The organism is Sphingomonas sp. (assembly GCF_003248515.1).
Taxonomy (GTDB): domain Bacteria; phylum Pseudomonadota; class Alphaproteobacteria; order Sphingomonadales; family Sphingomonadaceae; genus Sphingomonas_I.
Map to the genome: position 1 here is coordinate 25,007 of NZ_QFOB01000003.1, position 26,577 is coordinate 51,583.

Genomic DNA, 26,577 nt, shown 5'->3' on the forward strand with positions numbered 1-26,577 from the left:
GTCACCATCTCCGGAGGGAATCCATGACCACCGAACCGGCGTGGCTCGCCCACGCACGGGCGACGCGAACGCGCGCGCTGCAAACGCTTCTGGCAAAGGAAGGGCTCTACAGCGGCGCGATCGACGGCGCCGACGGGCCGAAGACGAATGCGGCCCTGATCGCGCTCCAGATCAAGCGCGGTGGCTGCGCGCGCCGCATCAACCGGATCGTGCTCCATTGCACCGCGACCCGCGAGGGGCAGTTCGTGGACGCGGCTGAGATCCGCCGCTGGCATCAGGCCAAGGGCTGGAAGGATATCGGCTATCACCATGTCCATCTGCTCGACGGAACGGTGCAGCCCGGCCGCCCGGAGGTCCAGATCGGCGCCCACGCCGAAGGGTTTAACGCGGACTCGATCGGCGTCGTCTATGTCGGCGGCGTCGCCGCGAACGGGCAGACGCCGAAAGACACGCGCACGGCAGCGCAGAAGATGAGCCTTGGGCAGCAGCTTCTCGCGCTCTCCTATCGCTACCCAGGTGCTGACATCTGCGGCCACCGCGACCTTTCCCCCGATCGCAATGGCGACGGGAGGATCACGCCCGACGAGTGGATGAAGGCGTGCCCCAGCTTCGACGCGGCCGGCTTCGTGCGTGAAATCGGCCTGCAGGTGCTGGCATGAGCCTCTTCAACGCACTTCGCGGGATCGGCGGCGAGTACGAGATCCAGCGCCTGCTCGGCGCCCTTGGGACGGTGGTGTATATCGTCATGGCGCCGGCGCTGGTCTGGTTCCGGATGGTGACTGTTACCTTCGACACCTTCTGCATCGCCTATCCGGCAGGCCTTGCCGCGTGCATCGGCGCGTCGGCCGGCGCGATCGTTCTGAAGGATCGCGGAGTCGCCAAGGCCAAGGTGATTGAGCAGGGCACCCCGCAATGATCTCGACCTCGGGCACCACCCGCCTGGTCGCGCTCGGCGCGGCCGTGCTGGCCGCGATCGCGCTCGCCGCATTCCTCACCTGGTGGTTTCTCGTCCGCCCGCGCCAGGCGCAAACGCAGGCGGCAACATCGACCGCGTCTGCCGTCATCGCCGGCCATGGCGAGAAGGCGGCCGTGGAAGCGATGGGGATCCAGCAGGACGTAAACCAGCGGCGCGACGCCCGGCGCGCGCTCACCTCGGAGAATGACCATGCGCTCAAATCGGCCGCGGGCGCGTCGTCGCCTGTCGATCCTGCTTTCGCTCGCGCCTTTCACAATGCCGTCTGCCTGCGCGACGCCTATCGTGCTGAACCTGACTGCGAGGCCGTGCAAGCCGCTGGTGGACGCATCGGGGCTGCTGAAGCGGACGCCGGGAGCGACGCGGCCGACCGATGACACGATCGGCGAACTCGGCGCCTTTGCCGATCGGCAAACGGGCCAGCTCGACAGCGCCAACGCCGACAAGGATGGCGCCGATCGGATCCTCGCCACCTGCGAGGCGCAGAACGCGGCCGCGGCCGAGGAGTTGAAGAAGAAGCGCGGCTGGCGTTGATTGTGCTGCGGGCGACCGTCGCGCGCCAACGGCCCGTGCCGGGTTTCAATCCGCCGGGCTGATCATGGGTATGGAGTGATCGGTGTCGCCATCCCCGGCGGCAGCGTCACGAACTTGGGACCGGTGCAAACGCCGGGCCATGAAAACCGGAACTCATCTTGCCACCGATCCGCCATGCTCTTTTCGAAGTGGGATCGGTTATTGCCGGTCGTGTAGGTGATGCACCCTGCAGTGGATACCGAGCCGATCTGTTCGTCCAACACGGCTTTCAGTGCTTTCGGATCGATAATCCGCACGCAGCTTTCTTTGCCCATCCTTCGGCGGGTCATTCGAAGGTGACTGAGCGAATAGCACTCGATGTAGGAATCTTCATCGATGATGTTGGATATGCCGAAACCGATCGCCTCACCGTTGATCGTGCAATTATGCATAACCACTGTCCCCGCGCCCGCTCCGAAATAGCCTTGCATCGTCGCAAGCTGATCAGGTCGGACGCCGAACATTTGGGTCTGTCGCACTTCGTCAGGGGTGAACACGCCTTCGCGAAGTTCGGAGCGGTAATAGCTCGCCGGATTGACCGGAACGGTCCCGCCCTCGATCCAGGCGGCGGCAAACTCTCGCTTCGTCAGATATTTGAATAGAGAGGCTCCCTCGGGGAGAGGGCGAGGCGGGCGCGGATACACCCGCCGATCAGCGATGGTGGCGACCAGCTCCTTCTTGCCGTCTGGGGACGTGAGATAGATCGGATCGCTCACAATCCCACAGCCTTTCGCAGCGCCTCGTTCATGCGCGACTGCCAGCCCGCGCCGCCTGCACGGAAGCGCTCGATCACGTCGTTATCGACACGCAGCGCCACCTGCGTCTTGGCGGACGTGGTCGATCCGGCCGGACGACCAGGCTTGCGCCTCACCAGCGCCGCCATGGCATGAGGAGGCAACACCTCGCTCGCCGGTCGCGCGCGGGCGGTCGTCTCGTCGGTCCATTCCGGGTTTTCATCGAAGCCCTCGGGGGGCGGCCCCTTACTCATTGGATCAAGCCGCCTGCAGCGCCGGGATCTGCGCAAGCTCCCGCTCCATCTTCGGGGCTAATGTCGCCAGATCGTAGGCCTGCTGCATCCGAAGCCAGAGACCGGGCGAGCCACCGAGCATCTTCGCAAGCCGGAGCGCCATCTGCGAGGTTACCGGCTTCTCCTCGTTGAGGATATCGTACAGCGTCTGACGCGATACCCCGAGAAGGCGGGCGATCTCCGCCTTCGGCCGCCCCAGCGCCGGCAGGACATCTTCCCGGAGAATCGCGCCGGGATGCACATGAATGCTGGGATGCACCTTGATAGCCATCAGTGATAATCCTCGAGATCGAGATCGACGATCGCGCCGTCCTCGTTGACCTTAAATGTCATCCGCCAGTTCCGGGTGACGATCAGCGACCAAGTGCCCGCCCGATCACCTGCGAGCATGTGCGCGCCGAAATTGGGCGGAACCCGGAAATCATCTTCCGTTTCGGCCGCGAGAAGGAACGCGATCATGCGGCGGACACGGATCAATTCGGGCACGCCGCGCTCATTCCCGGTTTCCACGAACCGGCGCAGCGCCTTGTGAGAAATGGCCTCGATGTCCACGCAGCAATTGTAAGCTAGAAGCTTACAATTGTCAATCATCAGCTTACAGATCACGCCCAACCGCCGCGACCAGCGCCGGCAAGCTCATCATCACCGGCGGCGCAAATAGGTTGTACCCACAAAATGTTGAGTACAGCGCTTTTCGAGCCTGCGAAAATTCACGCCGTTTCAGCAGCTTAGGTTTTGGGTGGCGGAGGGTTCCTCCGCCATTCTCAGGCTACTCACCGCCCCTAACGCTTCAGCAGCGACGATGGAGCGGCTTTCGCCGAACCGCCAAATGGCCGAACGTTGAGATAAAAGTCAACGCGCCCGGGCGGCGCCATACCGGACTAGAGCGACAAGATGCTCCGCCTCCTCGTCCGTCCAACGTTGGCCTAGCAGAGCGCTCTCCGCCTGCCGGAACGGCGATGGTGGCGGCGCTCGGTGCGCTGAGTGTTCTGCGAGATGGCGATCGAGACTAGCCTGGCCGAAAAATATCGAGCTACATCGCCAGCACGCCTTCACGGTTGAAGAGCGGCGTCGATCGACCGCGCCCACACTTCCTGCTGCGAACAGGGTAGATCGCCGCATGACGCGATCATCGTGACCGTGGGCTCGCGCATCGCGGCGATCGCGGCGCGAGCGTATGTCATCCACTTTTCGCGGTCTTCCTGGGAGCCCGTCTCCCAGTCTGCCCACGGCGCCACAGCCGCGAGCAGGGCAACGGCCACTCGCTCGATTATGGTCTGCTCACTCATGAAGAATGGGTATCATGCCCGTTCCTCGGAGGGGAGGGTGGCGGAGGGCGCCTCCGCCACCCGCTGAGCGAATGTCCGCAACTGGTGGTTAGCGGTCGTTCTTCACGGCGAGTTCGGACATCTCTTTGTTGAAAGTCTCCGCGTATCGCTGCGCGTTCGTCCGAAGGTTCGAGCAAGCCAAGGGTTCAGTGTCGCTGGTGCCGGCTAACATCCGGCTTGGGATATTCGAGTTCTCGGCGCCGGGAATGGTCCCCACTATGCCGCCCATCATCAACAGCCGACGATCCCCTTGAGTGAATGCCTTGCGGGCGTCTACTGTCGGATCGCGTCCATTTAGAGACTCGATCGCGGGACAACTCGTAAGCGCCGGCCGACTTCCACAGCCACCCAAGACGATAATTACCAAGCCGAAGAGATGCTTCAACGTCATGCGAGTGCATAACGCAGTCGGCGGACGTCCGCTATTGGGGCGATTGCCGACGTCCCTCTTACCGTATTGAGGCTCCATCGACTTTACCCCCAAAAGGCGAGGGTACAATTGGGATGCCAGGGCTGGAGCGTGGCGGAGGGCATCTCCGCCACGGCTAAGGGAATTCGGGCAGAAAATCGCGAGCACCACCCGGAAGCGGCGCCCAAGCCTGGGGCGTCGCCCCACAATAAAGCCGGCGATATTCATCGCCGTCGCTGAAGTGCGAGGTCCAATCACCTTCCGCATTATCGGGGTCGTATGAGCCCCATCCCGCCTGGCTTTTGTAGAAGTTGGGCACCCTCACATCCCAACAGCCCTCGATCGCGCCGAAGTCCGAAGTGAGCAGCAGGATCCGGGTGCCGTCGCGCGGAGCGGTGTCCAGATCCTGCCACACGAAGACCGCCTCGCTCATAGCGCCCATCTACCCCATCTCGATCAAAACCGGATCAAGAAATATGCTGACAGCTGCCCGCATCCGCGCGGCCGCGCCGACGGCGCGCGCCTACAAGCTCGCCGACGCCGGCGGGCTGCATCTGCATGTCGCGCCGTCCGGACGGCGCACCTGGCGCTGGTCGTTTCGCCTGGGCGGCAAGCCGCAGCTGCTCACCCTGGGCGCATTTCCCGACGTGAGCCTGGCCGACGCGCGCGAGCTCCGCGACGAGGCCCGCCGGCGCCTCCGCGCCGGCGAGGATCCGCGCCGGGGGAAAGCCCCCGATCAACCTGTGGCCGACAACAATTTCGAGACGATCGCCCGCCGCTGGCATGCCGCGAAGCGGTCGAGCTGGTCGACGGCGCACGCCGGCGACGTGCTCGCCAGCCTCGAGACGCATGTCTTCCCCGCGATCGGCGCCATGCCGATCACCGCGATCAACGCGCCCGTCGTGCTCCAGCTGCTGCAGCGCATCGAGGAGCGCGGCTCGATCGAGACCGCGCGCCGCGTCTGCCAGCGCATCTCCGCCATCTTCGTGCGCGCGATCGCGGAAGCGATCGCCACCCATGATCCCGCCGCGATCGTGCGGCGCGCGCTCGCCGATCGGCCGGACACCCGCCGCCAGGCGGCGCTGACCGATATCGACCAGGTGCGCGGAGCCTTCGCCGCGATCGGCGCGGCCAGCGCGCCGGCGCCGGCGATCATGGCCGCCCAGCTGGTGGCGCTCACCGCCGTGCGATGCGGATCCGCGCGCGGCGCGCGCTGGGAGGAATTCGAGGGCATCGCGGCGGATCGTATAATTTTCACTTCCTCGGATGAGGCGGCGAAAATTAAACCCACCTGGCGCATCCCCGCGGCGCGCATGAAGCTGAAGCGATCGCGCAAGGCGGACGCCGCCTATGATCATATCGTCCAGCTGGCGCCGGCGGCGGTGGAGCTGCTGCGCCGGGCCCGGGCGGCCGCCGGCGGATCACCCTTCGTCTTCCCGCGCCGCGCCGGCGCCATATCGCCGATCGGCGAGAATGCCATTCTCGATGTCCATGCCGCAGCCGGCCTGGCCGGCCGCCATTCGCCGCACGGCTGGCGCGCCGCTTTCTCCACCATCCTGAACGAGCGCCGGCCGGCGGACCGCGCCGCGATCGATCTGACCCTGGCGCATGCGCCGAAGGACAAGGTGGAGGCCGCCTATAACCGCGCGCAGCACCATGCGACGCGGCGATCGCTGTTCGAGGAATGGGCGGAGATCCTCACGGCCCCGACGATCGAGCCGCCGGCGGCCGAATGATCGCGCTCCGCGACGGCTGATCCGGGCGGGCGGGCACGATAGGAGTGGCACGGATCGTGCTCGTCCCCCTCGCATAGCCCATGGGCGGCGCAAGCCGCCCCTGCCCCGAAAGCACGCCTGAGCGTGCGGGTGATCTGGCTGAGCCATTTCGGTGGGGGGACAATCAAATCAGCGCGACGCGAAGCGTCTCCTTATGCTCTTTTCGTCCGGGTAGAGCCTCTATTTGGGACCCTCGTTCTCGATTTCGTCGAGACTGCGGCCGAAGGCATTGCGCGCCGTCCGCTCGAGAATGGCCCGCAGGGCGGCGCTGGGCTGGCCAGGGGCGGGCGTCGGCGCCTCGGCCTCGATGTTGGCCGGGCGGCCGGGACGGGCCTCCACGGGCATCCTGGCGGGCTGCGGGGGCACCTCGCGGCGGGCACGCGCAACGAGGCGATGGACCTTGGGCTCGCGCGGCGAAGGCGCGGCGTCGCCGTTGAAGGTCGAGAGGATCCGCCGGGCGCGGGATTTGAACCAGCGGCCGAACTTCGCCAGCTCGGCCAGATAATGCTTCCACCAGGACGCATAGATGTCGGGCGCCATGCGGCGCTGCAGATCGAAATAGATCGCGGATGACGTCTGCTTGCGCTGGGGACGGCGCTGCCCCTCGGCGCCGTCGATCTTCACCGATCGGCGGACGTGGCCGAACAGGCCGTGACGTTCGCCCGCCTCGAGCGCGCGATCGACGGTCCCGCGCCCGCGGCCGCTCGCGTCGGCCAGCCTCTCCCAGGATGGATCCAGCTGGCCCGTCTTGTGGTCGAGGAAGTCGACCATCTTCTTCAGCACGATCGCGCGATCGGCGGTGATGCGATAGGCGCCGCGATGGCCGCCCTTGGTGTGCGCCATCTCGAGCTCATCGATGACGCGCTTCATCGCCTTCCGAAAGGCGATCCCCTCCTGGATCAGGCCGCCCCCGATTCTGCGCCACGGCTGCGCGCGTCGATCGTCGACGTCGTAGCTGTAGGACCGCACCGGATCGGTGGGATTGTCCGCGCTGCCGCGCTGTTTGCGCGCACCGATCGCGGCGCCGATGGGGAGGGCCGCGCTCACAGCGCAGCTCCGGAAAACGATGTGCAGAAGGTCATGCTCGGCCTCCCGGCTCTTCGGCCGGATCGAGGGACGACGGACGCACGAAATCGCCGGCTGAAACGCAGGTCTCAGCCGCCGATCAGGCGCGCCAGCGATGTGATGGAGATCAGCGCGCCCTATGGCGGCGCACGGACGCGCGAAGGCGGACCGCGCGCGCGCAGCCCCCTCTCACCTTCGTTATGCTGGCGAGCGCCCCCCGACGCCCGCAGGGTCACGCTTTAAACCGCGCGCCCGGTTCAGTCCGTCTCACTTGCACCATACAGCTTGAACGTCCATTTTGCGGGCATGACGAGTGGAGCTTCCTGACGATGGCGACGACGGCGACCGAGACCGAAACCGATCTGGTGCTGACCCCACCGACGCCGGTGCAGGCGATCGCGCCCGCCAGGGCGGCGGGCCTCGTTCCATTGAAGGACGAGCAGAAGAGCCAGCTGGAGGAGAAGGCCGAGGGCTTCGTCGAGGATCTCGCCGCGCTCGATGCCAATTCGCCCGAATTCGGCAAGAAGGTGGATCAGATCACCAATATGGGCCGGCGCGAGATTGCCGAGGCCGCCGGCCAGTCCAACCGTTTCCTCGATCGCCCGGTGCGCGCGATGGATGGGGAGAGCGGCGTCGGCGCGGACCTTGCAGAACTGCGCCGCACGATCGAGGATCTTGATCCCGGCCGGAAGGGCAATCTGCTCGCGCCCAAGAAGCTGTTCGGCGTGATTCCGTTCGGCAACAAGCTGCGCAATTATTTCGACAGCTACAAATCGGCCCAGACCCACATTTCCTCGATTCTCTCCTCGCTCTCCTCGGGCAAGGACGAACTCATCAAGGACAATGCCGCGATCGATGTGGAGCGGCAGAATATGTGGGCGGCGATGGGCCGGCTGGAGCAGATGATCCATGTCGCCAAGGCGCTGGATACGAAGCTGGAGGCCAAGGCGCTGGATCTCGACAGCACCGATCCCGTGAAGGCCAAGGCGATCCGCGAGACGGCGCTCTTCTATGTCCGCCAGCGAGCGCAGGATCTGTTGACGCAAATGGCGGTGACCGTGCAGGGCTATCTGGCGCTGGATCTCGTCAAGAAGAACAATGTGGAGCTGGTGAAGGGCGTCGATCGCGCCTCCACCACCACTGTTTCCGCGCTGCGCACGGCCGTCACGGTCGCGCAGGCGCTGACCAATCAGAAGCTGGTGCTCCAGCAGATCACGCAGCTGAACACCACCACCGCCAACATCATCGACAGCACGGGTGAGCTTCTGCGCAGCCAGACGGGCGAGATCCACAAGCAGGCGGCCGCCTCCACCATCCCGCTCGAAACGCTGCAACGCGCCTTCCAGAACATCTACGACACGATGGATTCGATCGATCGCTTCAAGCTGGAGGCGCTGGATTCGATGAAGACCACCGTGAACAGCCTGACGAGCGAGGTGGAAAAATCGCGCGGCTATATCGCGCGGGCGGAAGGCGCCGCGCAGGCGCGCTTGACGGGCGGGGGCACGACGCCCGAAGATCCGTTCAAGCCGGTCGGCTGAGGCAGGAACAGAGCAAGATGCCCGATCCCCATCGCGTGGTCGCCGATGCAGAGGCGCTGCTGCGCCGCGTTTCCGACGAGGGCCGCGTCCAGGCCCGCCGCGAACGCCGCAAGCGCAATGCCGCGGCGATACGCACGCTGCGCCGGCTGGCGGTCGCCACGGCCGCCGTCTTCGCCGCCGCGATCGTCTGGGCCATGGCGATCGGGCCGATCGGCATGATCGGCTTCACCGGCGCGCTGCTCGCGCTCGTCGCGGCATGGGCGATCATCCTCTTCTCGTCCCGCAGCATCGAGGAAACGCCCGAACGCCTTGTCCAGAGCGATCTCGCCCGCCTCGCCCCCCGCACCGAGACGTGGCTTCAGGCGCAGCGCCCGCTGCTGCCCCCGCCCGCCGCGCGCCTGATTGACGGGATCGGCGTGAAGCTGGATGCGCTGGGCCCGCAGCTCGCCGCGCTCGATCCCAACGAACCCGCCGCCGCCGGCATCCGCAAGTTGCTGGCCGAGGAGCTGCCGGAGCTGATCCAGGGCTATGCGCGCGTGCCCCTGTCGCTGCGCAAGGCGCGCGACGGCATCGGGCCGGACGTGCAGCTGATGCAGGGGCTGAGCGCGGTGGATGACGAGCTCGCCCGGATGAGCGAGGATCTGGCAGCCGGCGACATGCGCGCGCTGGCCACGCAGGGCCGCTATCTCGAGCTGAAATATAAGGACGAAACCGAAGGCTGACACCGCCCTTGCGTCGAATGGCTCGATCGATGCTCCGCGCCGGATTCATGAGTCTGTCGATCATGCAGGCGGCACTGCTGATGGCGTGCACCGACCAGCGCCCGCACGCCCCCGTCTCTTCGGACACCCCTCTGCCCCAGCGTCTTGCTGCCGCCGATCCCACCAACGGGGCACGTCTGTTCCGCCAGTGCGCCGCCTGTCACAGCCTCGGCGTCGGCACCGGGGATCGGGACGGGCCGAACCTGTGGGCCGTTCTCGGAGCCGCCGTTGCAACGAACAGTCCGCGCTTCGCCTATACGGCCGCGTTGAAGCGCGCCGGAGGGCGCTGGACGTGCGAGCGGATGGATGCGTGGCTGGCCGATCCGGGGCGTTTCGCGCCGGGCAGCGCGATGGCCTTTCCCGGGCTGAGCGATGGGGCCGATCGGGCCGACGTGATCGCCCTGCTGGCCCAAAGCGGAGGCACGATCACGGATGCCAGTTGTCGCGCCCTCGCCGTGGGGCCGGATGCCCGAACGGGAATGTGACGGCGAGATCCGGCGCAGCCGAAATGCTCACGGCTCGGCCACGTCCCGCGCCTCCACGCGTAGCCGCCCGTCCTTTACCCTCAGTTCGTTGAACGAAGGCGCGCTGGTGCGCGTGCGCTCCGATAGCGTGCCCGCGCCGATCAGGCGCACGCGCCGCCCGCCCGCATCCCGCGCCACATCGAAGGCGTCGTGCACATGGCCGGAAAGCACCGCATCCGCCCCGGCCTCCGCCAGCAGCGCCAGAGCGCCCTCGCCGCCCAGCGTATCGCCATGGCCCGCGAAATCGGTGCGGACGAGCGGATGGTGACAGGTCACCAGCGCAATCGCCCCCGCCGGCTTTTCCGCCAGCAGCGCCAGCGCGCGGATCAGCCCCGATCGCGAGACGCGCCCCCAGGACAGGCGGCGCGGCTGGATGCGCGCGGTTGTCTTCAGGGGCACGATCATCACGCCCGGCAGATCCACCGGGCGATCCATGGCGGCGGCAAGCCGCGCGAAACGCTTATAGGGATCCAGCAGGCGTTGGACCGGGTTGAAGTACGGCAGATCGTGATTGCCGGGCTCGATCGTCACCGGCACGCCCAGTGATTTCAGCCACTCCGTCGCGGCCGCGAATTCGTGGGAGCGCGCACGCATCGTGAGATCGCCGGTGCAGATCACGGCATCGGGCTTCTCCGTGCGCACGATCTCCGCGAAGCGCGCCACCGCGGCTTCATCCTCGCGGCCGAAATGCAGATCGGAAACATGGAACAGGCGGATCGTCATGCCCGGGGGGACGCGCGGGGCGCGATCGCGGTTCCCCCGGCGCCAGTCTGCCGTTCGCGTCACAGCTCCTTCAGGAAACAGCAAACGCTGTCCTACGAATAACCATATGGGTTATATTCTGCGTTTCTCTCAACCGGAGTCGCCCATGTCCACGCAGATCCAGGCCGAGCTTCCCGTGCCGTTTCCGCCCGAAGCCGCCGCCGATGGCTTCACGCGCCGCGCCCGCCCCACCTTCCTCTACGTGATGTATGTCCTGCTGCTTGCCGCCATGCCAGTCGGCCTGCTCGCCGCTTTCCGACCCGCCGCCGCGCAGGCGATCGCCGCGGGCATGCGCGCCTATTTCGCGGCGATTCCGGAGCCGCTCTATGCACTCTTCGGCACCGGCTATCTCGGCTATACGGTAGCCCGCGAATGGGGAAAGGCGCGTGCGCGATAGGCCCGGCCGCCGCAGGCGCGCATATGATCGCAAGCGGGTGCACACCTGCCGGGGAGGTGCCATTTCCGTGTGACTTTCCGTTTCCGGCGGGCTTGCGGATCGGCCCGCATTGCAGCCCCCGCGCCGCGCCACCATATCCGCCCCGCAACGAACCGGAACGGACATGAGCGAAGACAAGATTGGCTGGCACGGCACGACGATCCTCTCCGTGCGCAGGAACGGCAAGGTGGTGGTGGCCGGAGACGGCCAGGTTTCGATGGGCAACACGGTGATGAAGCCCAATGCGCGCAAGGTGCGCCGGCTGGGCGAGGGCGGCCACGTCATCGCCGGCTTCGCGGGCGCCACGGCGGACGCCTTCACCCTGTTCGAACGGCTGGAACGCAAGCTGGAGCAATATCGCGGCGCGCTCCTCCGCGCGGCGGTGGAACTGGCCAAGGACTGGCGCACCGACAAATATCTGCGCAATCTCGAAGCACTGATGATCGTGGCCGACAAGGACGTGACCCTGATCCTTACCGGCAATGGCGACGTGCTGGAGCCCGAGAACGGCATCGCCGCGATCGGTTCGGGCGGCAATTACGCGCTCTCCGCCGCCCGCGCTCTGGTCGATTACGAACAGGATCCAGAGACGATCTGCCGCAAGGCGATGGGAATCGCCGCCGATCTCTGCGTGTTCACCAACGGCAATCTCACGATCGAAACGATCGAGGAACCGAAGTCCGACGACTGAACCCGTCCCTGGAAGGAAGGGGTTGGGGCGGGTCGCCGCCTCGCGCGCCCTCTCCTTCTCTTCCACCCTCCCCCCGGCCCCTCCCTTTTCGGGAGGGGAGAAGGATGCAAATGAACCAGTCCCTTACCCCCAAGGCCATTGTCGCGGCGCTCGACGCGCATATCGTGGGCCAGACCGATGCCAAGCGCGCCGTCGCCGTCGCCCTCCGCAATCGCTGGCGGCGCCAGCGCCTGCCGGAGGATCTGCGCGACGAGGTCTCGCCGAAGAACATCCTGATGATCGGGCCCACTGGCTGCGGCAAGACGGAGATCAGCCGCCGCCTCGCGAAGCTGGCCGATGCGCCCTTCGTGAAGGTGGAGGCCACCAAGTTCACCGAGGTCGGCTATGTCGGCCGCGATGTGGAACAGATCGCGCGCGATCTGGTGGAGGAGGCGATCCGTCTCGAAAAGGAGCGCCGCCGCGCCGCCGTGAAGGACAAGGCGGAGGACGCCGCTATGTCCCGCCTGCTGGATGCGCTCGTCGGCAAGGATGCGTCCGAAGCCACGCGCACCGCCTTCCGCCAGCGTTTCCAGGACGGCCATCTCGACCAGTCCGAGATCGAGATCGAGCTGGAGGATACGGGCGGCGCGCAGATGGAGATACCGGGCATGCCCGGCCAGATGAGCATGATCAATCTGGGCGACATCATGGGCAAGCTCGGCGGATCGAAGCTCAAGAAGCGCAAGCTGCCCGTGCGCGCAGCCTGGGCCAAGCTGGTGGACGAGGAGGCCGACAAGCGGCTGGATCAGGACGAGGTGAGCCGGCAGGCGCTGGCCGATGCCGAAGCCAATGGCATCGTCTTCCTCGATGAGGTGGACAAGATCGCCGTGTCCGATGTGCGCGGCGGCTCCGTCAGCCGCGAGGGCGTCCAGCGCGATCTGCTGCCGCTGATCGAGGGCACCACCGTCGCCACGAAATATGGCCCGATGAAAACCGATCACGTCCTCTTCATCGCATCGGGCGCCTTTCATGTCGCCAAACCCAGCGATCTGCTGCCCGAGCTTCAGGGGCGCCTCCCGATCCGCGTCGAGCTGAAGGCGCTCACCGAGGCTGATTTCGTGCGCATCCTTTCGGACACGCGCGCCAGCCTCACCGAGCAATATCGCGCGCTGATCGCCACGGAGGGCGTGGAGATCGCCTTCACCGACGATGGCATCGCCGCCATCGCGCGCATCGCCGCGCAGGTGAACGATCAGATCGAGAATATCGGCGCCCGCCGTCTCCAGACCGTGATGGAGAAATTGCTGGAGGAAGTGAGCTTCGACGCGGAGGATCGCCAGGGCACGACGATCACCGTCGACGCCGCCTATGTCGAGGCCCAGCTCTCGGCCGTGGCGCGCGATACGGATCTGTCGAAATATGTGCTGTAGCGCCGCCGTGGTAGCGGAACGCTTCCGTTCCGGTTAAGTCTTCCCCTCGGTCGGGGGGCTGAAATTGGCGACAAAGGCGGATCTGTTTCGGGCGGCGTTCTACGCCTGGGCTCACAATAGCCGAGAGATCGATAGCACCGCAGTCCTCGCCCACCTCAACCACGGGCAACGTGCACGATTGCTGGAGATCCGGGAGGCGCTGAATGAGGTTGTCGAGACGGTCGACATCCACCGCCAGAACGGAACCTACACGCGGGACCGGCTGAAGCTGCATCAGACGATCATAAGCCGCATCCTCGATGTCGAAACGCTCGTCCGATCGACACCGAGGCCGGGCCGTCGGCCTATCATGATGATGCTGGGCGGCCGCGGAGGATCAGGGAAGAGTTGGTTTCGGAATCGGGTCTATGACGAGGCGTTTCTCGTCATAGACCCGGATGCCGTGAAAGCCGAACTGCCGGGCTATGAAGGCTGGAATGCCTTCGCCTTTCATGAGGAGAGCAGCGACATAGTCGAGGTTCTCGTGCGGACCGCCGCCGCGCTCGGCCTTAACGTCGTCCTCGACGTGACGATGAAGAGTCGAGCCGGCGCGCTTCAGAAACTATCCATGTTCGCTGGGACTCATGATATCTTCATCCATTACATGTTTCTTCCAAGAATAGATGCCGCCGTTCGGGCATCGATTCGCGCCGCTGCCCCAGGAGGGCGCTACGTTCCGATCGAAGTCATTCTCGATAACCGCGACAATGAGGCCGTATTCGACGAAGCGAGAAACGAAAAGAGCGGATGGTCGTTCAGGGACAACCTTGTTTCCATGGGCGAACATCCGAAACTCATTTCGGAATACTCCAAAAATACGCTTGACCCCCAAATCAGGAAGCCTAGATAAAGCTTATGGATGATCGGATCAGTCGGCTGATCGCTCAGCGCCCCGAAGCCGGGGATGCGGTCGAATGCCGGGAGATCGCCGCAAATTACCTTCTGGACGTCCTGCCCGCGCACGTTCTTCGAAAACTGGCCAAGAAGGTCACGGACAAGACCCTGGCCGCCAGGCCCGTGCCCGCCTCCACGGTCAGGAAGGCCACGGTGTCGGCCGCGACCCTGCGACGGCGGGTAGATGAGGTCAACGCGCGCAAGGCGGCGAAAAAGGTGGTCATTTCCCTTCAGGAGCAGGTAATCGCCGGGGAGGAATAGTCCTCGGGAAAACTTGCCACATGTCGATTGTCGAACGCATCCTCGCGCCCGTCGCCGCCTGGATCATCTCCGTCATCTCGGCGGGCGGCTATCTGGGCATCGTCGGGCTGATGGCGATCGAAAGCGCCTGCATTCCCCTGCCTTCCGAGATCATCATGCCGTTCGCCGGCTATCTCGTCTCCACCGGGCGCTTTTCGTTGCTCTGGGCGGCCACCGCCGGCGCCATCGGCTGCAATCTCGGCTCGATCGTCGCCTATGAGGTCGGCAAGCGCGGCGGGCGGCCGTTCGTGGAGCGCTGGGGCAAATATGTGCTGCTCAACATGCACGATCTGGAATTGGCCGAGCGCTTCTTCGCCCGCTGGGGCAGCGCGACCGTGCTGATCTGCCGGCTGCTGCCCTTCGTCCGCTCCTTCATCGCCTTCCCGGCCGGTGTGGCGCGGATGCCGCTCGTGAAGTTCCATATCTATACGTTCGTGGGATCCTGGCCGTGGTGCTTCGGGCTGGCCTGGGTCGGCATGAAACTGGGCGCGGCCTGGCACACCGATCCGCGGCTCGGCCGGATCCTCCACAGCGCAGACGCCGCGGTCGTGGCGGTGCTCGCGATCGGCATCGTCTTCATCCTCTGGCACAAGCTGAAGAAACCGGCGCGCTGAGACGCGTCCGCCCTTCCCTTCGTCCGCGCTGAGCCCGGGGCGGCACAAAAAAAGGGCGCTCCCGAAGGAGCGCCCCGTTCCGTTCAGCGACCGCCGGTGCGGCGAACCGCGCCCTTGTGGGCGCCGACCCCGCCGCCACCGCCGCCGGGGCGACGACGACGGTGCGAGGGGCCGCCTGCGGGACGCTCGCCGCCGGCACGCTCGGCTCCGCCTCGCTCGCCATCATGGCGGCGCTGATCGGGCCGGCGCTGGCCCTGCGGACGCGCCGGGCGCTCCTCCGCCTTGGGCTTGGGGAGACGCGCCATCTCCTGCATGAAATTCTCCGGCAGCGGATCGATCGTCGGCTTCACCCGGGTAAGCTTCTCGATCGAGCGCATGTAGGGCCGCTCGTCATCGGCGATGAACGAGATGGCAACGCCGTCCGCGCCGGCCCGCGCCGTACGGCCGATGCGGTGGACATATTGCTCCGGCACGTTCGGCAGTTCGAAATTATAGACGTGGCTCACGCCGCCCACGTCGATGCCGCGCGCCGCAATGTCGGTCGCCACCAGGATCGGCGACTGGCCCGAGCGGAACTCGGCCAGCGCGCGTTCGCGCTGCGGCTGGCTCTTGTTGCCGTGGATCGCATTGGCCGAGATGCCGGCGGCCGCCAGATGCTTCACCACGCGATCCGCGCCATGCTTGGTGCGGGTGAAGACCAGCGCGCGATCGATCGGATCGCTCTTCAGGCGCATCGTCAGCAGCGCCTGCTTCTCGGACTGATTGACGAAGATGGCGCGCTGTTCGACGCGCTCGGCGGTCGTCGAGGGCGGCGCGACCGAAACCTTGATCGGATCGGTCAGGAAGCTATCGCCCAGATCGGCGATCGTCTTCGGCATCGTGGCCGAGAAGAACAGGGTCTGACGCTTGGTCGGCAGCAGGCGATGGATCCGCTTCAGCGCATGGATGAAGCCGAGGTCCAGCATCTGATCCGCCTCGTCGAGAACGAGGATCTCGACATCGCGAAGCGACAGCGCATGCTGGTCGATCAGGTCGAGCAGGCGGCCGGGGGTGGCGACGACGATGTCGATGCCGGTCGCCAGCATCTTGATCTGGCGCGGGATCGGCACGCCGCCGAAGATGGTCGCGACCGAGAGCTTCAGGTTCTTGCCGTAAAGCGTGAAGCTGTCGGCGATCTGGCTGGCCAGTTCGCGGGTTGGCGAGAGAACGAGCATGCGGCACGCCTTCGGGCGGCGCGGCTTCATGTTTGCGGCGAGGCGGTGGAGCGAGGGCAGCGCGAAGGCCGCCGTCTTGCCCGTGCCGGTCTGCGCGATGCCGCACAGGTCGCGCCCCTCGATGACGACCGGAATCGCCTTCTGCTGGATCGGGGTGGGCGTGGTGTAGCCCTTGGCGGCGAGCGCATCGAGAATCGGCGCGGCAAGGCCGAGGGACGTAAAATCAGTCATGAAAAACTTTCGCGTAATCGCGTGGGGGCCGGCCGGTTTGGCGCGGTCCGCAAGCGGGTTCGTTAAGAGACGACCCGCGTGAAAGGGGAGCCTGTGGCTTGCGCCCAGGGACCGGACACGACCGCGGCCGAAGCCTTTCGCGGAGTTCACGCTGTCCGGACGAACGCTCCACCCATGGAATTGGGGGAACATCGGCGCTGCCCACGCATATCGTTCATCCGAGCCCAACTATCAAGCGATGATATTGTCCGACTTATCGATGGCACCCGACACACCCCCTCGCCCGGAACCCGTGCCCGAAAGCGCGGAGGGCCGGCCGCTCACGATCCGGGTCGGCCGCCGCCTGCGATCGCGGCTGGATGGCGCGATCGCCAGATCCTCCCTGATCCCGAACGATCCCGTGCTGGATCCGGATCTGTTCGACTGGGCGGCGATGCTGCGCGCCGAATGGGAAACGATTCGTGACGAGGCCGTGGTCGTGCTCCGGCGCCCGGACTCCGTCCCGCTGCTCGACGAGGTTTCGCCCGATCACCAGGATATCGCTCCGCCGGGCAAGTGGCGCTCCTTCTTCCTGCATGGCTATGGCTTTCCGGTGCCGGCCAATCTCGCCCGTTGCCCGCGCACGGCGGAGATCGTCGGGCGGATACCGGATCTCAACACCGCCTTCTTTTCGATCCTCGCGCCGGGCGCCCACATCCCCGCGCATCGCGGCGTGACCAAGGGGCTGCTCACCTGCCATCTCGGGCTGATCGTGCCGGAGGGGCGGCTGGAAATGGCGGTCGGGCCGGAGAGGGTGCGCTGGGCGCCGGGCAAGACGATCCTGTTCGACGACAGTTGGCCCCACGAAGTGTGGAACGACACGGCCGAGACGCGCGTGATCCTGCTCCTGCAGATCCGCCGGCCGCTGCGCGCGCCGGGCAGATGGCTGGCAAACGCCTTCCTGTGGGCGATCCGCAAATCCCCGTTCGTGGCGGAGGCCCGCCGGAACGTGGACCTGTGGAATGCGAGCCTCGACGGGATCGAGCGGGAGCACGGGCTGGACGCATATTAGGCTTCGGCCTCCGCAGCGCGTCGGTGCTTCAAATCCGCCATTTCCGCCTCTAGGCTCGCGCCATGCGCACCTTGCCCCTCCTCGCCGCCCTGCTTCTTTCCTCCCCCGCCCTCGCCGCGCTGACCGCGCCCGAAAAGGCGATGGTCGCCAGCGTCGACCGTCATGCCGATGGCGATGTCGCGCTGCTGGAGAAGATGGTCGATCTGAACAGCGGCAGCCGCAATTTCGCCGGCGTGAAGGCGATGGCCGATATCATGAAGGCCGAACTGGAGCCGCTGGGCTTCACGGTCGGCTGGACGCCGATGGAGCAGGTGACCGGCCGGGCGGGGCATCTGGTGGCCGAGCACAAGGGATCCGGCCGGGGCAGCCGCATGCTGCTGATCGGCCATCTCGATACGGTGTTCGAAAAGGACAGTCCGTTCCAGACGATGACGCGCAAGGGCGATATCGTGACCGGCCCCGGCGTGGACGACATGAAGGGGGGCCTCGTCGTGATGATCGCCGCCTTGCGGGCGATGAAGGAGGCCGGCACGCTGAAGCCCGCAGACATCCGCATCGTGCTTTCCGGCGACGAGGAGAGCGTGGGCAATCCGAAGGAGAAAGCCCGCGCCGCGATGATCGAGGCAGCCAGATGGGCCGATACCGCCTTCGAATTCGAAGGGCTGGCGCAGGAGGACGGGCGCGACGTGGGATCGATCGCGCGACGCGGATCGATCAGCTGGCGGCTTTCGACGAGCGCGAAGAGCGGGCACAGTTCGGGCGTGTTTTCCGACGGCGCCGGCTATGGCGCCAATTACGAGCTGGCGCGGATCGTCGACGCCTTCCGCCGCGACCTGCGCGAGCCGAACCTCACCTACAATGTCGGGCTGATCCTGGGCGGCGTGGACGTGACGGCGGATCCCAGGGATACGATCGCGGGATCGGCGCGCGGCAAATCGAACATCATCGCGGCGCAGGGCGTGGCGACCGGCGACATACGCGCCCTGAGCAACGAACAGGCGGATCGCATCATGCAGAAGATGCGCGCGATCGTGGCGCAACATCTGACGGGCACGTCGGCCGAAATCGTCTTCAGCGAAGGCTATCCGGCCATGCCGCCGACCGACGGCAGCCGCGCCCTGCTCGGCAAGCTCAACGCCGTGAATGCCGATCTCGGCCTGCCCGCCATGGCCGAACTCGATCCGATGAAGCGCGGCGCGGGCGATATCGCGTTCGCGGCGCCCTATACGGATGGGCTGGTGGGCACCGGCATCGGTGGCGCCGGCGCCCATGCGGAGGGTGAGACGGCATCGCTCTCCAGCATGATCCGGCAGGCGAAGCGCAATGCCATCCTGTTCAGCCGCCTCGCCGTAATGCCGCGCGAGGCCAAATGAATCCCGGCGCCGCGCAATCCGATGCGTGGCGCCCGATAGGAAAGCTTTTGCCGCCGGAATCGCGTCGCCCTTGATCGGCACCCGGCTTCGGCCCACATCGCCATCATGCTGATCGAAACCGAATCCACGCCGAACCCGGCGACCGTGAAATTCCTGCCCGGCCGCACCGTGATGGAGGCGGGCACCCGCGATTTCGCGGATCCGGAAGCGGCCGAAGCCTCGCCGCTGGCGCAGGGCCTGTTCGATCTGGGCGATGTTTCCAGCGTCTTCTTCGGGCGCGACTTCGTTTCGGTCACGGCGGGCGAGGGCGTGGACTGGGGCGACCTGAAGCCCCGCGTGCTGGGCGTTCTGCTCGATCATTTCTCGGCGCAGGCGCCGCTGTTCCGCCCGGGCAGCGCGGGCGACATCCTGATCGACGACGATGTGCCGACGGATGATCCCGCCGATGCGGACATCATCGCGCAGATCAAGGATCTGATCGAAACGCGTGTGCGCCCGGCCGTGGCGCGTGACGGCGGCGACATCGTTTATCGCGGCTTCGATCGCGGCACCGTCTATCTCGCGATGCACGGCGCCTGCTCGGGCTGCCCCTCCTCGACGGCGACGCTGAAGCAGGGCATCGAGCAACTGCTGAAGCATTATGTGCCGGAAGTGACGGACGTTCGCGCCGCCTGATCCTTCGGCTCCGCATTCCCCAGGGAGACAATGATGATCGATCCGCTCGACGATGCCGCGCTGGACCGCGTGTTCCGCACGGCACGCACCTATAATGGCTATACGGACGAGCCCGTCGCCGAAGAAGAACTGCGCCAGCTCTACGATCTGCTGAAATGGGGGCCGACATCGGCCAACCAATCGCCCCTGCGGATCGTGTGGTGCACGAGCGCGGAAGCGAAGGAGAAGCTCGCCTCCGCCTGTTCCGCGCAGAATGCGCCCAAGGTGCTGAAGGCGCCGGTGACGGCGATCCTGGGCATGGATACGGAATTTTACGAGAAACTGCCGGCGCTGTTTCCGCATACCGATGCCCGCGCCTGGTTCGTGGGCAATGAGGCGCTGATCGAGGAATCGGCCTTCCGGAATTCCACGCTGCAAGGCGCCTATTTCATCATCGCCGCCCGGCTTCTGGGGCTGGATACCGGGCCGATGTCCGGCTTCGACCGGAAGAAGGTGGACGAACTCTTCTTCGCGGGAACGCCGGTGAAGACCAATTTCATCGCCACCCTGGGCCATGGCGATCCCGCCTCGATCTTCGGCCGCCTGCCCCGGCTGGACTTTGCGGACGCGACGCGCTTCGCCTGAGACGTGAGCATCCTTGTCATCGAAACCGCCACCGCCGCCTGCTCCGCCGCTCTGGTGGCAGGCGATGAGGTGCTGGCGGCCGCGCATGAAGTGGTCGGGCGCGGCCACGCCGAACGGCTGGTGCCGATGATCGCGGAACTGATCGAACGACGCGCCCGGCCCGATGCGGTGCTGGTCGATTGCGGGCCGGGCAGCTTCACCGGCGTTCGCGTCGGCCTGGCCGCCGCGCGCGCCTTCGCGCTCGGCTGGGGCGTGCCGGTGACGGGCTTCTCGTCGCTGGCCCTGCTGGCGGCGATGGCCCGGGAAGAGGAGGCCGTTGGTGTCGCCATTCCCGGCGGGCACGGCGAATTGTTTTTCCAATCCTATGCGCCTTCGCTCGAAGCGCTTTCCCCGCTCCGATCCATGAAGCCGGACGAGGCCGCCGCCGCACTGCCGGAGCGCATCGTGATCGGCCCCGGCGCGCCGGCCCTGATCGAGGCGCGCGGCTGGGGTGAGGCGCGAGAGACGCTGCCCGACGCGCGCGACGCGGTGCTGCTGACCGAAGCGCTTGCCACGTTGCCGCCGACGCCGATCTACGGCCGCGCGCCGGATGCGAAGCTGCCGGCATGACGCGGACCACCATCTCCAGCGGCGCCATCGCCGATATCGAGGCGGTGATGCGCGTCATGGATGCAGCCTTCGATCCCGTTTATGGCGAAGCCTGGAATCGCGGTCAGGTGCTCGGTATCCTGTCGCTGAGCGATGTGTGGCTCATCCTCGCGACGCCCGAAGGCGAGGAACTGCCCGAAGGCTTCGCGCTCGCGCGGCGCACTCTGGACGAGGCCGAGCTTCTGCTGCTCGCCGTGCGCCCCGAAGCCCGCAGCCGGGGCATAGGCCGCGCACTGGTGGAGGCGATCGCGGATCAGGCGCGGGAACGCGGCGCGATCCGGCTGATGCTGGAGATGCGGGACGGCAATCCCGCACTGGCGCTCTATTCCAGCGCCCGCTTCACCCAGATCGGACGTCGCCGCGATTATTATCGCGGGCGGGATCATGTGCTCCACGACGCGATCACGCTGGCCCGCTCGCTGGCGGCGGATCCCCATCTTGTCGCGTGAGCACCCTTCCGTCCCGCGACAAAGATCATTAGGCTGAGCGCATGCCAAACATTGGAAGATCGGAATGAACCGCAAGATCGATGTCGAAGCGCTGTGCGCGGAGAAGGGTCTGCGGATCACGGACCAGCGACGCACCATCGCCCGCGTCCTCTCCGAATCGGAGGATCATCCCGACGTGGAGGCGCTGCACGAGCGCGCCGCCGCGATTGACGCGGGCATCTCGATCGCGACCGTCTATCGCACGGTGCGCCTGTTCGAGGAGGCCGGCATTCTCGAGCGGCACGAATTCGGCGATGGGCGCGCCCGCTATGAGGCGGCCGCCGATGGCCATCACGATCATCTGATCGATGTCGAAACCGGCCGGGTGATCGAATTCGTCGATGCCGAGATCGAGCTTCTCCAGCGCAAGATCGCCGAGAAGTTGGGCTTCCGCCTCGTGGATCACCGGATGGAACTTTACGGCGTGCCGATCGACCGACCGGCCTGACGGGCGGCGATGACGATACGCGCCTGGCTCCGCCTGATCGCGGCGGGCTTCATTCTCCTGTTCTGCTTCATCGGCTTTTCGATCGCGCGCCTCTATGGCGGTGAGGTGCGCTGGGTGCGGCGCTTCCTGCGCGCGATCGGCCGGCTGCTGGGCCTGCGGGTCACGATCGAGGGCCAGCAGATCACGGGCGATGTGCTCTATGTCGCGAACCATATTTCCTGGCTCGATATCCTGGCCGTGGGCGGCACGGCGCCGGTGCGATTCATCGCCAAGTCGGAGATTTCGAACTGGCCGCTGGTCGGCAAGCTGGCGGCGCTGGGCGGCACCGTCTTCGTCAGCCGCGACAAGCGTGGCGCCACGCGGGAACAGGCCGATGCGGTGGTGACGGCGCTGCACGGCAGCCGGCCGGTGATGCTCTTCGCCGAAGGCGGCACAGGCGACGGCAGCATCGTGCGCCCCTTCCGTCCCGCTTTGTTCGCCTCGGCGGTGGAAGCCGGCAAGCCGGTGCAGCCGGTGGCGATCGATTATGGCCTCAATCGGATGCGCTATGCCTGGCCGCCGGGCATGAGCTTCGCGAACGAGGCCAGGCGGATGCTCAATCGTGCGGAGCCCGTGCCCGTCACGCTCCGTTTCCTGCAACCGCTGGATCCGCATATGCTCGATCGCAAGGCGCTCGCCGCCCGATCGCAGCAGGAGATTGCGGAAGCCCTGGTCTAGGAAGCCCGTCCAGGAAACCGCAGGCCCCTGTTATCTCGCGGGAGCGATACGAGGCGGGTTCGGGCCGCCTCAGATGCCCGCATACCAGGCGTAATCGCCCACATCCTCCCACGTCCCGCCCCCGCCCCGGCCGATCCCGTCGAGGCTGGCGACGGCCTCCACCGCGCGCAGGAACTTGGCATGCTTGTAGCCCAGTTGCCGCTCCACCCGAAGGCGCAGGGGGGCACCATTGGGCACGGGCAGGCGATGCCCGTTGAGGCCCCAGGCGAGGATCGTCTGCGGATGAAGCGCATCGACCATGTCGATGCTCTCATAATATGGCGCGCCGCCGAACGAATCGTAGCAGTGAAAGACGATGTAGCGCGTCGAGGGGCGCAGGCCCGCGCGGGCGAGCACGAAACGCAGCGGGACGCCAGTCCAGCGGCCGATCGCGCTCCAGCCCTCGACGCAATCGTGGCGCGTGGTCTGGGTGCGGCGGGGCATGGCCTGCAAATCATCCAGCGACAGGAATTGGGGCTGGGCGACCAGACCAGTCACCTCCAGCCGCCAATCCCGAAAATCGTCGGCGAGCAACCGCGCATAATCCGGCGAGCCGGGCATGGCATTGCCGTTCGAGCGGAAGACGGGCGAAATATCCCCGGCGCCGAATTCGGGCGCCAGTGCCGCCCGATCCGTTATCAGGCGCTGGGCGCCCATCGTCAGCGACTCGGCCCCCTTGAAGGTCTTCTTCGCGACCGCGCTCGCCCCGATCCGATCGCATCCCGCCAGCAGCGCGCCACCGGCCCCCACGATCAGGCCGCGCCGGGTGAGCGCCGAGGATGGAAGCCCGTCGCTCATCGAGCGCGCAGCCGAAACCAGCCGGTTATCATCGATCGCAATTCATTGAACGGCCCCGCGAGCACGACCATCACGAGATGGACGCAGATGAAGCCGAGCAGGCCGAAGGCGCAGAGGAAATGGATCGAGCGTGCCGACTGGCGACCGCCGAACAGATCGAGCAGCCATGGCATGGCCGCATCGAAGCCCGGCCCCATCGTGAGCCCGGTGAGGATCATCAGCGGGATCAGCCCGAAGATCACCACGACATAAGAGAGCTTCTGGAGGATATTGTAGCGCGCCGCCGCCTCGCCCGACGGAAAGCGCAGGCGGGCATGATCCTTGATGTCCTGCCAGATATGGCGTGGCGAAAGCTCCGCCCGCCGGGGGCGCAGATCGCGCAGGAAATGGCGATTGAACAGGCTGGCGATCACGAAGGCGAAGCCCCCGCCCACCAGCAGCCCGGCGAAGGTGAAATGCCAGCGGCGGGCACCGGCCAGGCTGTAGCGGGAGGGGATCGTGGCCCAATAGGGAAAGGCGCGGCGCTGGATGCGTCCCTCCCTGTCCTTCCAGTGGCCCAGCACACCCGTCGCGGGAATGACCGTCCGGCCCACGATCAGCAGGCCGCGATCCTGCGTGCCGCCGATGGCAAGCCATGCCCGATCCCGATTCGCGCCATATTTCCCCCAATAGAGGCGCGGATGCGCGTTGAAGATCATCAGCCCGCTCATCAGCAGGATGAAGATGCTGAGCGCGTTGGCCCAATGCCAGAGGCGCGTCGGCAGCCTGTGGCGATAGACCAGCTTGCCGCGCGCGTTGCTCATCCGAACGAACGTAACCCGAAATCGCGCCCGCCGACACCGATGTTTGCACGAAACCCGGAACGATGCTCTCCCCGGCCCATCCGCGCCGATCCAAGGCAAATGCGATGAACCGAGCGCACCGCCTGATTCAATGATACATTATATCATTGCATTCTCGCCCCCGTGCTGCCATTTGGCCACCACGATGGCAAAACGATCCGATCTTGTGGAAAGCATGGCGATCGCGGCGGCGGCGGCGTGCCTCGCTCATTGCGTGGCTCTTCCCGTTTTGGTGGCGGCGCTGCCCGCGCTGGCAAGCGTGATCCCGATCCCGACCAGCTTCCATATCGCGGCATTGATCTTCGCCGTGCCGACGACGCTGTTCGCCCTGTGGATCGGCTATCGCCACCATCGGCGCGCCCTTCCGCTGCTGGCGGGGCTTGCCGGCCTCGCGCTGCTGGTGATCGCGGTGGTCGTTTATGAGCGGACGCCGGGCGAAGCGCCGGTGACGATCGCGGGCAGCCTGCTGATCGTGGCCGCGCACCTTTCCAACTGGCGGCTGCGCAAGCAGCCGGCCTAAGCCGGGCGGATCGGCACGATCCGCTTCCCCACCTCCGCTGCCCGGAAAGATGGGGGGCCGAAGCCCGCCCCCATCAATGGCGGAAGTGGCGCATGCCCGTGAACAGCATTGCCAGGCCGGCGGCATCGGCCGCCTCGATCACCTCGGCATCGCGGATCGAGCCGCCGGGCTGGATCACCGCCGTGGCGCCCGCCTCCACCGCCGCGAGCAGGCCATCGGCGAAGGGGAAGAAAGCATCGGAGGCGACGGCCGAACCGATCGTGCGAGGTTCACCCCAGCCTGCCTTGTCGGCGGCGTCCCTGGCCTTCCACGCGGCGATGCGCGCGCTTTCGAGGCGATTCATCTGGCCCGCGCCGATGCCCGCGGTAGAGCCGCCCTTGGCATAGACGATCGCGTTGGATTTCACATGCTTGGCCACCGTCCAGGCGAACAGGCAGTCCGCCATTTCGGCCTCGGTGGGCGCGCGCTTGGTGACGATCTTCAGATCGTCTTTGGAAACCATGCCGAAATCACGTGACTGGACGAGGAAGCCGCCCGCGATCGACTTCATCGCCTTGCCCTTGCGCGCGGGATCGGGAAGCGGCCCCGTGAGCAGCAGGCGCAGATTCTTCTTCCTCGCGAACACTGCCTTTGCCGCATCATCCGCATCGGGGGCCGCGACGACTTCGGTGAAGATGCCGGAGATCGCCTCGGCGGTGGGGCCATCGAGCGGCCGATTGACGGCGATGATGCCGCCGAAGGCGGAGACGCTGTCGCAGGCAAGCGCCGCCTCATACGCCTCGGCCAAAGTCGCGCCGGTGGCGACGCCGCAAGGGTTGGCATGCTTGACGATGACGACGGTGGGCGGCCCGTCACGGAATTCGGAAACAAGCTCCAATGCCGCATCGGCATCATTATAATTGTTGTAGCTCAGTTCCTTGCCCTGAAGCTGCACGGCGGCGGCGATGCCGCCCACCTGCACGCCCGCCGGCACGTAGAGCGCGCCCATCTGGTGCGGATTCTCGCCATAGCGGACCTCCGCCTTCTTGGTCATCGGGATCGAAACGGAGGCCGGGAAGCGCTCGCCCTGATCGACATGGGCGAACCAGCCGGCGATGGCCGCATCATAAGCGGCGGTGGAGGCAAAGGCCTTGGCGGCCAGCTTCCTGCGATCCTCGATCGTGGTGGAGCCACCGGCGACCAGTTCGTAATCGGCCGGATCGGTGACGATCGCGACATAGGCATGGTTCTTCGCCGCCGACCGCACCATCGACGGGCCGCCAATGTCGATATTCTCGATCACCTCATCCCGCTCCGCGCCCTTCGCGACGGTCGCCTGGAAGGGATAGAGATTGACGACGACGAGATCGATCGCGCCGATGCCGTGATCGGCCATCGCCTTCGCATGATCGGCATCGTCGCGCACCGCGAGCAGGCCGCCATGGACCATCGGATGCAGGGTCTTCACGCGGCCGTCCATCATCTCCGGGAAGCCGGTGAGATCGGAGACGTCGCGCACCTCCAGCCCCGCCTCGCGCAGCGCCTTCGCGGTGCCGCCGGTCGAGGCAAGCTCAACCCCCCTGGCGGCGAGAGCCTTGCCGAGATCGGCGAGGCCGGTCTTGTCGGAAACGGAAAGGAGCGCGCGGCGGATGGTGATGTCGGTCATGCGCGGAGCCCTTGGAGGAAGTGGGAAGGATTCGCCACCCGAGAATCGACCGGCGGCCTGCCCGGCAAGGGCAGAGAGACCGTGCCGGGTGTGGCCGAAGAAGGCAGAGCGGAGGCTCCCGATAGAAAGCCCGCAGCCCGTCC

Annotated in this window: 35 protein-coding genes and 1 pseudogene; 23 read left to right on the forward strand and 13 right to left on the reverse strand. The window is 66.3% G+C overall.

What is annotated here, in order from left to right; genetic code table 11:
• Positions 1 to 23: 23 nt before the first annotated feature.
• The 4 genes from DI605_RS05480 to DI605_RS05495 are packed head-to-tail and all read left to right on the forward strand — an operon-like array spanning position 24 to position 1,507.
• Entirely contained in the window at positions 24 to 659 is a 636-nt protein-coding gene (locus tag DI605_RS05480; RefSeq protein WP_293970276.1) for an N-acetylmuramoyl-L-alanine amidase, read from the forward strand.
• Positions 656 to 916, forward strand: a complete 261-nt coding sequence (locus DI605_RS05485) for a hypothetical protein (protein ID WP_293970279.1) — start codon at positions 656 to 658, stop codon at positions 914 to 916. Before DI605_RS05480 ends, DI605_RS05485 begins: the two co-directional genes overlap by 4 nt.
• Positions 913 to 1,350, forward strand: coding sequence for a hypothetical protein (locus DI605_RS05490; protein ID WP_293970282.1), 438 nt, complete (start codon positions 913 to 915; stop codon positions 1,348 to 1,350). The genes DI605_RS05485 and DI605_RS05490 overlap by 4 nt, the downstream gene beginning before the upstream one ends.
• Positions 1,295 to 1,507: a hypothetical protein gene (locus DI605_RS05495; RefSeq protein WP_293970284.1), complete on the forward strand. Its 213-nt coding sequence runs from the start codon at positions 1,295 to 1,297 to the stop codon at positions 1,505 to 1,507. The genes DI605_RS05490 and DI605_RS05495 overlap by 56 nt, the downstream gene beginning before the upstream one ends.
• Before the next feature lie 62 nt (positions 1,508 to 1,569).
• Here DI605_RS05495 and DI605_RS05500 read toward each other — a convergent pair whose 3' ends face one another.
• The 7 genes from DI605_RS05500 to DI605_RS05530 form a co-directional block, all read right to left on the reverse strand.
• Positions 1,570 to 2,262 carry a hypothetical protein gene (locus DI605_RS05500; protein WP_293970287.1) on the reverse strand — a complete coding sequence of 231 codons (693 nt, stop codon included), beginning with the start codon at positions 2,260 to 2,262 and terminating at the stop codon, positions 1,570 to 1,572.
• Positions 2,259 to 2,534 (reverse strand): BrnA antitoxin family protein, encoded by a 276-nt coding sequence (locus tag DI605_RS05505; protein ID WP_293970290.1) that lies wholly within the window; start codon positions 2,532 to 2,534, stop codon positions 2,259 to 2,261. Before DI605_RS05505 ends, DI605_RS05500 begins: the two co-directional genes overlap by 4 nt.
• 4 nt (positions 2,535 to 2,538) lie before the next feature.
• Complete coding sequence (locus tag DI605_RS05510; RefSeq protein WP_293970293.1) at positions 2,539 to 2,844, reverse strand: HigA family addiction module antitoxin; 306 nt, start codon at positions 2,842 to 2,844, stop codon at positions 2,539 to 2,541.
• Positions 2,844 to 3,164, reverse strand: coding sequence for a type II toxin-antitoxin system RelE/ParE family toxin (locus tag DI605_RS05515; RefSeq protein ID WP_293970296.1), 321 nt, complete (start codon positions 3,162 to 3,164; stop codon positions 2,844 to 2,846). Before DI605_RS05515 ends, DI605_RS05510 begins: the two co-directional genes overlap by 1 nt.
• Positions 3,165 to 3,625: 461 nt before the next feature.
• Complete coding sequence (locus tag DI605_RS05520) at positions 3,626 to 3,862, reverse strand: hypothetical protein (RefSeq protein WP_293970299.1); 237 nt, start codon at positions 3,860 to 3,862, stop codon at positions 3,626 to 3,628.
• Positions 3,863 to 3,950: 88 nt separating this feature from the next.
• A complete protein-coding gene (locus DI605_RS05525) occupies positions 3,951 to 4,292 on the reverse strand; it encodes a hypothetical protein (protein ID WP_293970302.1) in 342 nt (113 codons plus the stop codon).
• 154 nt (positions 4,293 to 4,446) lie between these two features.
• The gene (locus tag DI605_RS05530) at positions 4,447 to 4,743 is read right to left on the reverse strand and encodes a hypothetical protein (protein ID WP_293970305.1); all 297 of its coding nucleotides are present in this window, start codon (positions 4,741 to 4,743) and stop codon (positions 4,447 to 4,449) included.
• A gap of 43 nt (positions 4,744 to 4,786) precedes the next feature.
• Between DI605_RS05530 and DI605_RS05535 the strand changes: the two genes are divergently transcribed.
• Positions 4,787 to 6,046: an integrase arm-type DNA-binding domain-containing protein gene (locus tag DI605_RS05535; RefSeq protein WP_293970309.1), complete on the forward strand. Its 1,260-nt coding sequence runs from the start codon at positions 4,787 to 4,789 to the stop codon at positions 6,044 to 6,046.
• 219 nt (positions 6,047 to 6,265) lie between these two features.
• Here DI605_RS05535 and DI605_RS05540 read toward each other — a convergent pair whose 3' ends face one another.
• Positions 6,266 to 7,132 (reverse strand): hypothetical protein, encoded by an 867-nt coding sequence (locus tag DI605_RS05540; protein ID WP_293970312.1) that lies wholly within the window; start codon positions 7,130 to 7,132, stop codon positions 6,266 to 6,268.
• Positions 7,133 to 7,479: 347 nt separating this feature from the next.
• Between DI605_RS05540 and DI605_RS05545 the strand changes: the two genes are divergently transcribed.
• From DI605_RS05545 to DI605_RS05555, 3 genes are read left to right on the forward strand one after another with little or no spacing between them, the layout of a single operon-like run.
• The gene (locus DI605_RS05545; RefSeq protein WP_293970315.1) at positions 7,480 to 8,691 is read left to right on the forward strand and encodes a toxic anion resistance protein; all 1,212 of its coding nucleotides are present in this window, start codon (positions 7,480 to 7,482) and stop codon (positions 8,689 to 8,691) included.
• A gap of 17 nt (positions 8,692 to 8,708) precedes the next feature.
• On the forward strand, positions 8,709 to 9,413 hold the full coding sequence (locus DI605_RS05550; RefSeq protein ID WP_293970318.1) for a hypothetical protein: 705 nt from the start codon (positions 8,709 to 8,711) through the stop codon (positions 9,411 to 9,413).
• A gap of 47 nt (positions 9,414 to 9,460) precedes the next feature.
• Positions 9,461 to 9,937: a c-type cytochrome gene (locus DI605_RS05555; protein ID WP_293970321.1), complete on the forward strand. Its 477-nt coding sequence runs from the start codon at positions 9,461 to 9,463 to the stop codon at positions 9,935 to 9,937.
• Positions 9,938 to 9,964: 27 nt separating this feature from the next.
• On the opposite strand, the gene DI605_RS05560 is transcribed toward DI605_RS05555, so the two are convergent.
• Positions 9,965 to 10,699 (reverse strand): metallophosphoesterase, encoded by a 735-nt coding sequence (locus DI605_RS05560; RefSeq protein ID WP_293970324.1) that lies wholly within the window; start codon positions 10,697 to 10,699, stop codon positions 9,965 to 9,967.
• 196 nt (positions 10,700 to 10,895) lie between these two features.
• Here DI605_RS05560 and DI605_RS05565 point away from each other — a divergent pair.
• The 6 genes and pseudogenes from DI605_RS05565 to DI605_RS05590 form a co-directional block, all read left to right on the forward strand.
• Positions 10,896 to 11,135: pseudogene (locus DI605_RS05565) on the forward strand (3TM-type holin); the annotation flags it as partial.
• Positions 11,136 to 11,298: 163 nt separating this feature from the next.
• Positions 11,299 to 11,865 carry an ATP-dependent protease subunit HslV gene (hslV, locus tag DI605_RS05570; RefSeq protein WP_293970326.1) on the forward strand — a complete coding sequence of 189 codons (567 nt, stop codon included), beginning with the start codon at positions 11,299 to 11,301 and terminating at the stop codon, positions 11,863 to 11,865.
• 110 nt (positions 11,866 to 11,975) lie between these two features.
• Positions 11,976 to 13,274 (forward strand): ATP-dependent protease ATPase subunit HslU, encoded by a 1,299-nt coding sequence (gene hslU, locus DI605_RS05575; RefSeq protein ID WP_293970329.1) that lies wholly within the window; start codon positions 11,976 to 11,978, stop codon positions 13,272 to 13,274.
• A gap of 64 nt (positions 13,275 to 13,338) precedes the next feature.
• Positions 13,339 to 14,163, forward strand: a complete 825-nt coding sequence (locus DI605_RS05580; RefSeq protein ID WP_293970332.1) for a zeta toxin family protein — start codon at positions 13,339 to 13,341, stop codon at positions 14,161 to 14,163.
• A gap of 5 nt (positions 14,164 to 14,168) precedes the next feature.
• Complete coding sequence (locus tag DI605_RS05585; RefSeq protein WP_293970334.1) at positions 14,169 to 14,468, forward strand: hypothetical protein; 300 nt, start codon at positions 14,169 to 14,171, stop codon at positions 14,466 to 14,468.
• A 26-nt stretch (positions 14,469 to 14,494) separates the two neighbouring features.
• The gene (locus DI605_RS05590) at positions 14,495 to 15,121 is read left to right on the forward strand and encodes a DedA family protein (RefSeq protein ID WP_293971382.1); all 627 of its coding nucleotides are present in this window, start codon (positions 14,495 to 14,497) and stop codon (positions 15,119 to 15,121) included.
• An 83-nt stretch (positions 15,122 to 15,204) separates the two neighbouring features.
• Here the strand turns inward: DI605_RS05590 and DI605_RS05595 are convergent, their stop codons facing one another.
• Positions 15,205 to 16,566: a DEAD/DEAH box helicase gene (locus DI605_RS05595; RefSeq protein WP_293970337.1), complete on the reverse strand. Its 1,362-nt coding sequence runs from the start codon at positions 16,564 to 16,566 to the stop codon at positions 15,205 to 15,207.
• Positions 16,567 to 16,825: 259 nt separating this feature from the next.
• On the opposite strand from DI605_RS05595, the gene DI605_RS05600 reads away from it, so the two are divergent.
• From DI605_RS05600 to DI605_RS05635, 8 genes are all read left to right on the forward strand, one after another.
• The gene (locus DI605_RS05600; protein ID WP_293970340.1) at positions 16,826 to 17,617 is read left to right on the forward strand and encodes an aspartyl/asparaginyl beta-hydroxylase domain-containing protein; all 792 of its coding nucleotides are present in this window, start codon (positions 16,826 to 16,828) and stop codon (positions 17,615 to 17,617) included.
• A 62-nt stretch (positions 17,618 to 17,679) separates the two neighbouring features.
• On the forward strand, positions 17,680 to 18,990 hold the full coding sequence (locus DI605_RS05605) for a M20/M25/M40 family metallo-hydrolase (protein ID WP_293970343.1): 1,311 nt from the start codon (positions 17,680 to 17,682) through the stop codon (positions 18,988 to 18,990).
• A 105-nt stretch (positions 18,991 to 19,095) separates the two neighbouring features.
• On the forward strand, positions 19,096 to 19,665 hold the full coding sequence (locus tag DI605_RS05610; protein WP_293970346.1) for a NifU family protein: 570 nt from the start codon (positions 19,096 to 19,098) through the stop codon (positions 19,663 to 19,665).
• Between the two features lie 33 nt (positions 19,666 to 19,698).
• Positions 19,699 to 20,289 (forward strand): malonic semialdehyde reductase, encoded by a 591-nt coding sequence (locus tag DI605_RS05615; protein ID WP_293970351.1) that lies wholly within the window; start codon positions 19,699 to 19,701, stop codon positions 20,287 to 20,289.
• Positions 20,290 to 20,292: 3 nt separating this feature from the next.
• The gene (gene tsaB / locus DI605_RS05620; RefSeq protein ID WP_293970354.1) at positions 20,293 to 20,898 is read left to right on the forward strand and encodes a tRNA (adenosine(37)-N6)-threonylcarbamoyltransferase complex dimerization subunit type 1 TsaB; all 606 of its coding nucleotides are present in this window, start codon (positions 20,293 to 20,295) and stop codon (positions 20,896 to 20,898) included.
• Positions 20,895 to 21,386 (forward strand): GNAT family N-acetyltransferase, encoded by a 492-nt coding sequence (locus tag DI605_RS05625; protein WP_293970357.1) that lies wholly within the window; start codon positions 20,895 to 20,897, stop codon positions 21,384 to 21,386. The genes tsaB and DI605_RS05625 overlap by 4 nt, the downstream gene beginning before the upstream one ends.
• 64 nt (positions 21,387 to 21,450) lie before the next feature.
• Positions 21,451 to 21,873, forward strand: a complete 423-nt coding sequence (locus tag DI605_RS05630) for a Fur family transcriptional regulator (protein WP_293970360.1) — start codon at positions 21,451 to 21,453, stop codon at positions 21,871 to 21,873.
• Positions 21,874 to 21,882: 9 nt separating this feature from the next.
• Positions 21,883 to 22,590: a 1-acyl-sn-glycerol-3-phosphate acyltransferase gene (locus tag DI605_RS05635; RefSeq protein WP_293970363.1), complete on the forward strand. Its 708-nt coding sequence runs from the start codon at positions 21,883 to 21,885 to the stop codon at positions 22,588 to 22,590.
• Between the two features lie 69 nt (positions 22,591 to 22,659).
• Here DI605_RS05635 and DI605_RS05640 read toward each other — a convergent pair whose 3' ends face one another.
• Together DI605_RS05640 and DI605_RS05645 are read right to left on the reverse strand one after the other, a co-directional pair.
• Entirely contained in the window at positions 22,660 to 23,427 is a 768-nt protein-coding gene (locus DI605_RS05640; protein ID WP_293970366.1) for a molybdopterin-dependent oxidoreductase, read from the reverse strand.
• Positions 23,424 to 24,230, reverse strand: coding sequence for a cytochrome b/b6 domain-containing protein (locus tag DI605_RS05645; RefSeq protein ID WP_293970369.1), 807 nt, complete (start codon positions 24,228 to 24,230; stop codon positions 23,424 to 23,426). Before DI605_RS05645 ends, DI605_RS05640 begins: the two co-directional genes overlap by 4 nt.
• A gap of 184 nt (positions 24,231 to 24,414) precedes the next feature.
• Between DI605_RS05645 and DI605_RS05650 the strand changes: the two genes are divergently transcribed.
• Complete coding sequence (locus tag DI605_RS05650; RefSeq protein ID WP_293970372.1) at positions 24,415 to 24,789, forward strand: MerC domain-containing protein; 375 nt, start codon at positions 24,415 to 24,417, stop codon at positions 24,787 to 24,789.
• A gap of 73 nt (positions 24,790 to 24,862) precedes the next feature.
• Here the strand turns inward: DI605_RS05650 and purH are convergent, their stop codons facing one another.
• Positions 24,863 to 26,434, reverse strand: coding sequence for a bifunctional phosphoribosylaminoimidazolecarboxamide formyltransferase/IMP cyclohydrolase (gene purH, locus DI605_RS05655; protein ID WP_293970374.1), 1,572 nt, complete (start codon positions 26,432 to 26,434; stop codon positions 24,863 to 24,865).
• Between the last annotated feature and the right edge of the window lie 143 nt (positions 26,435 to 26,577).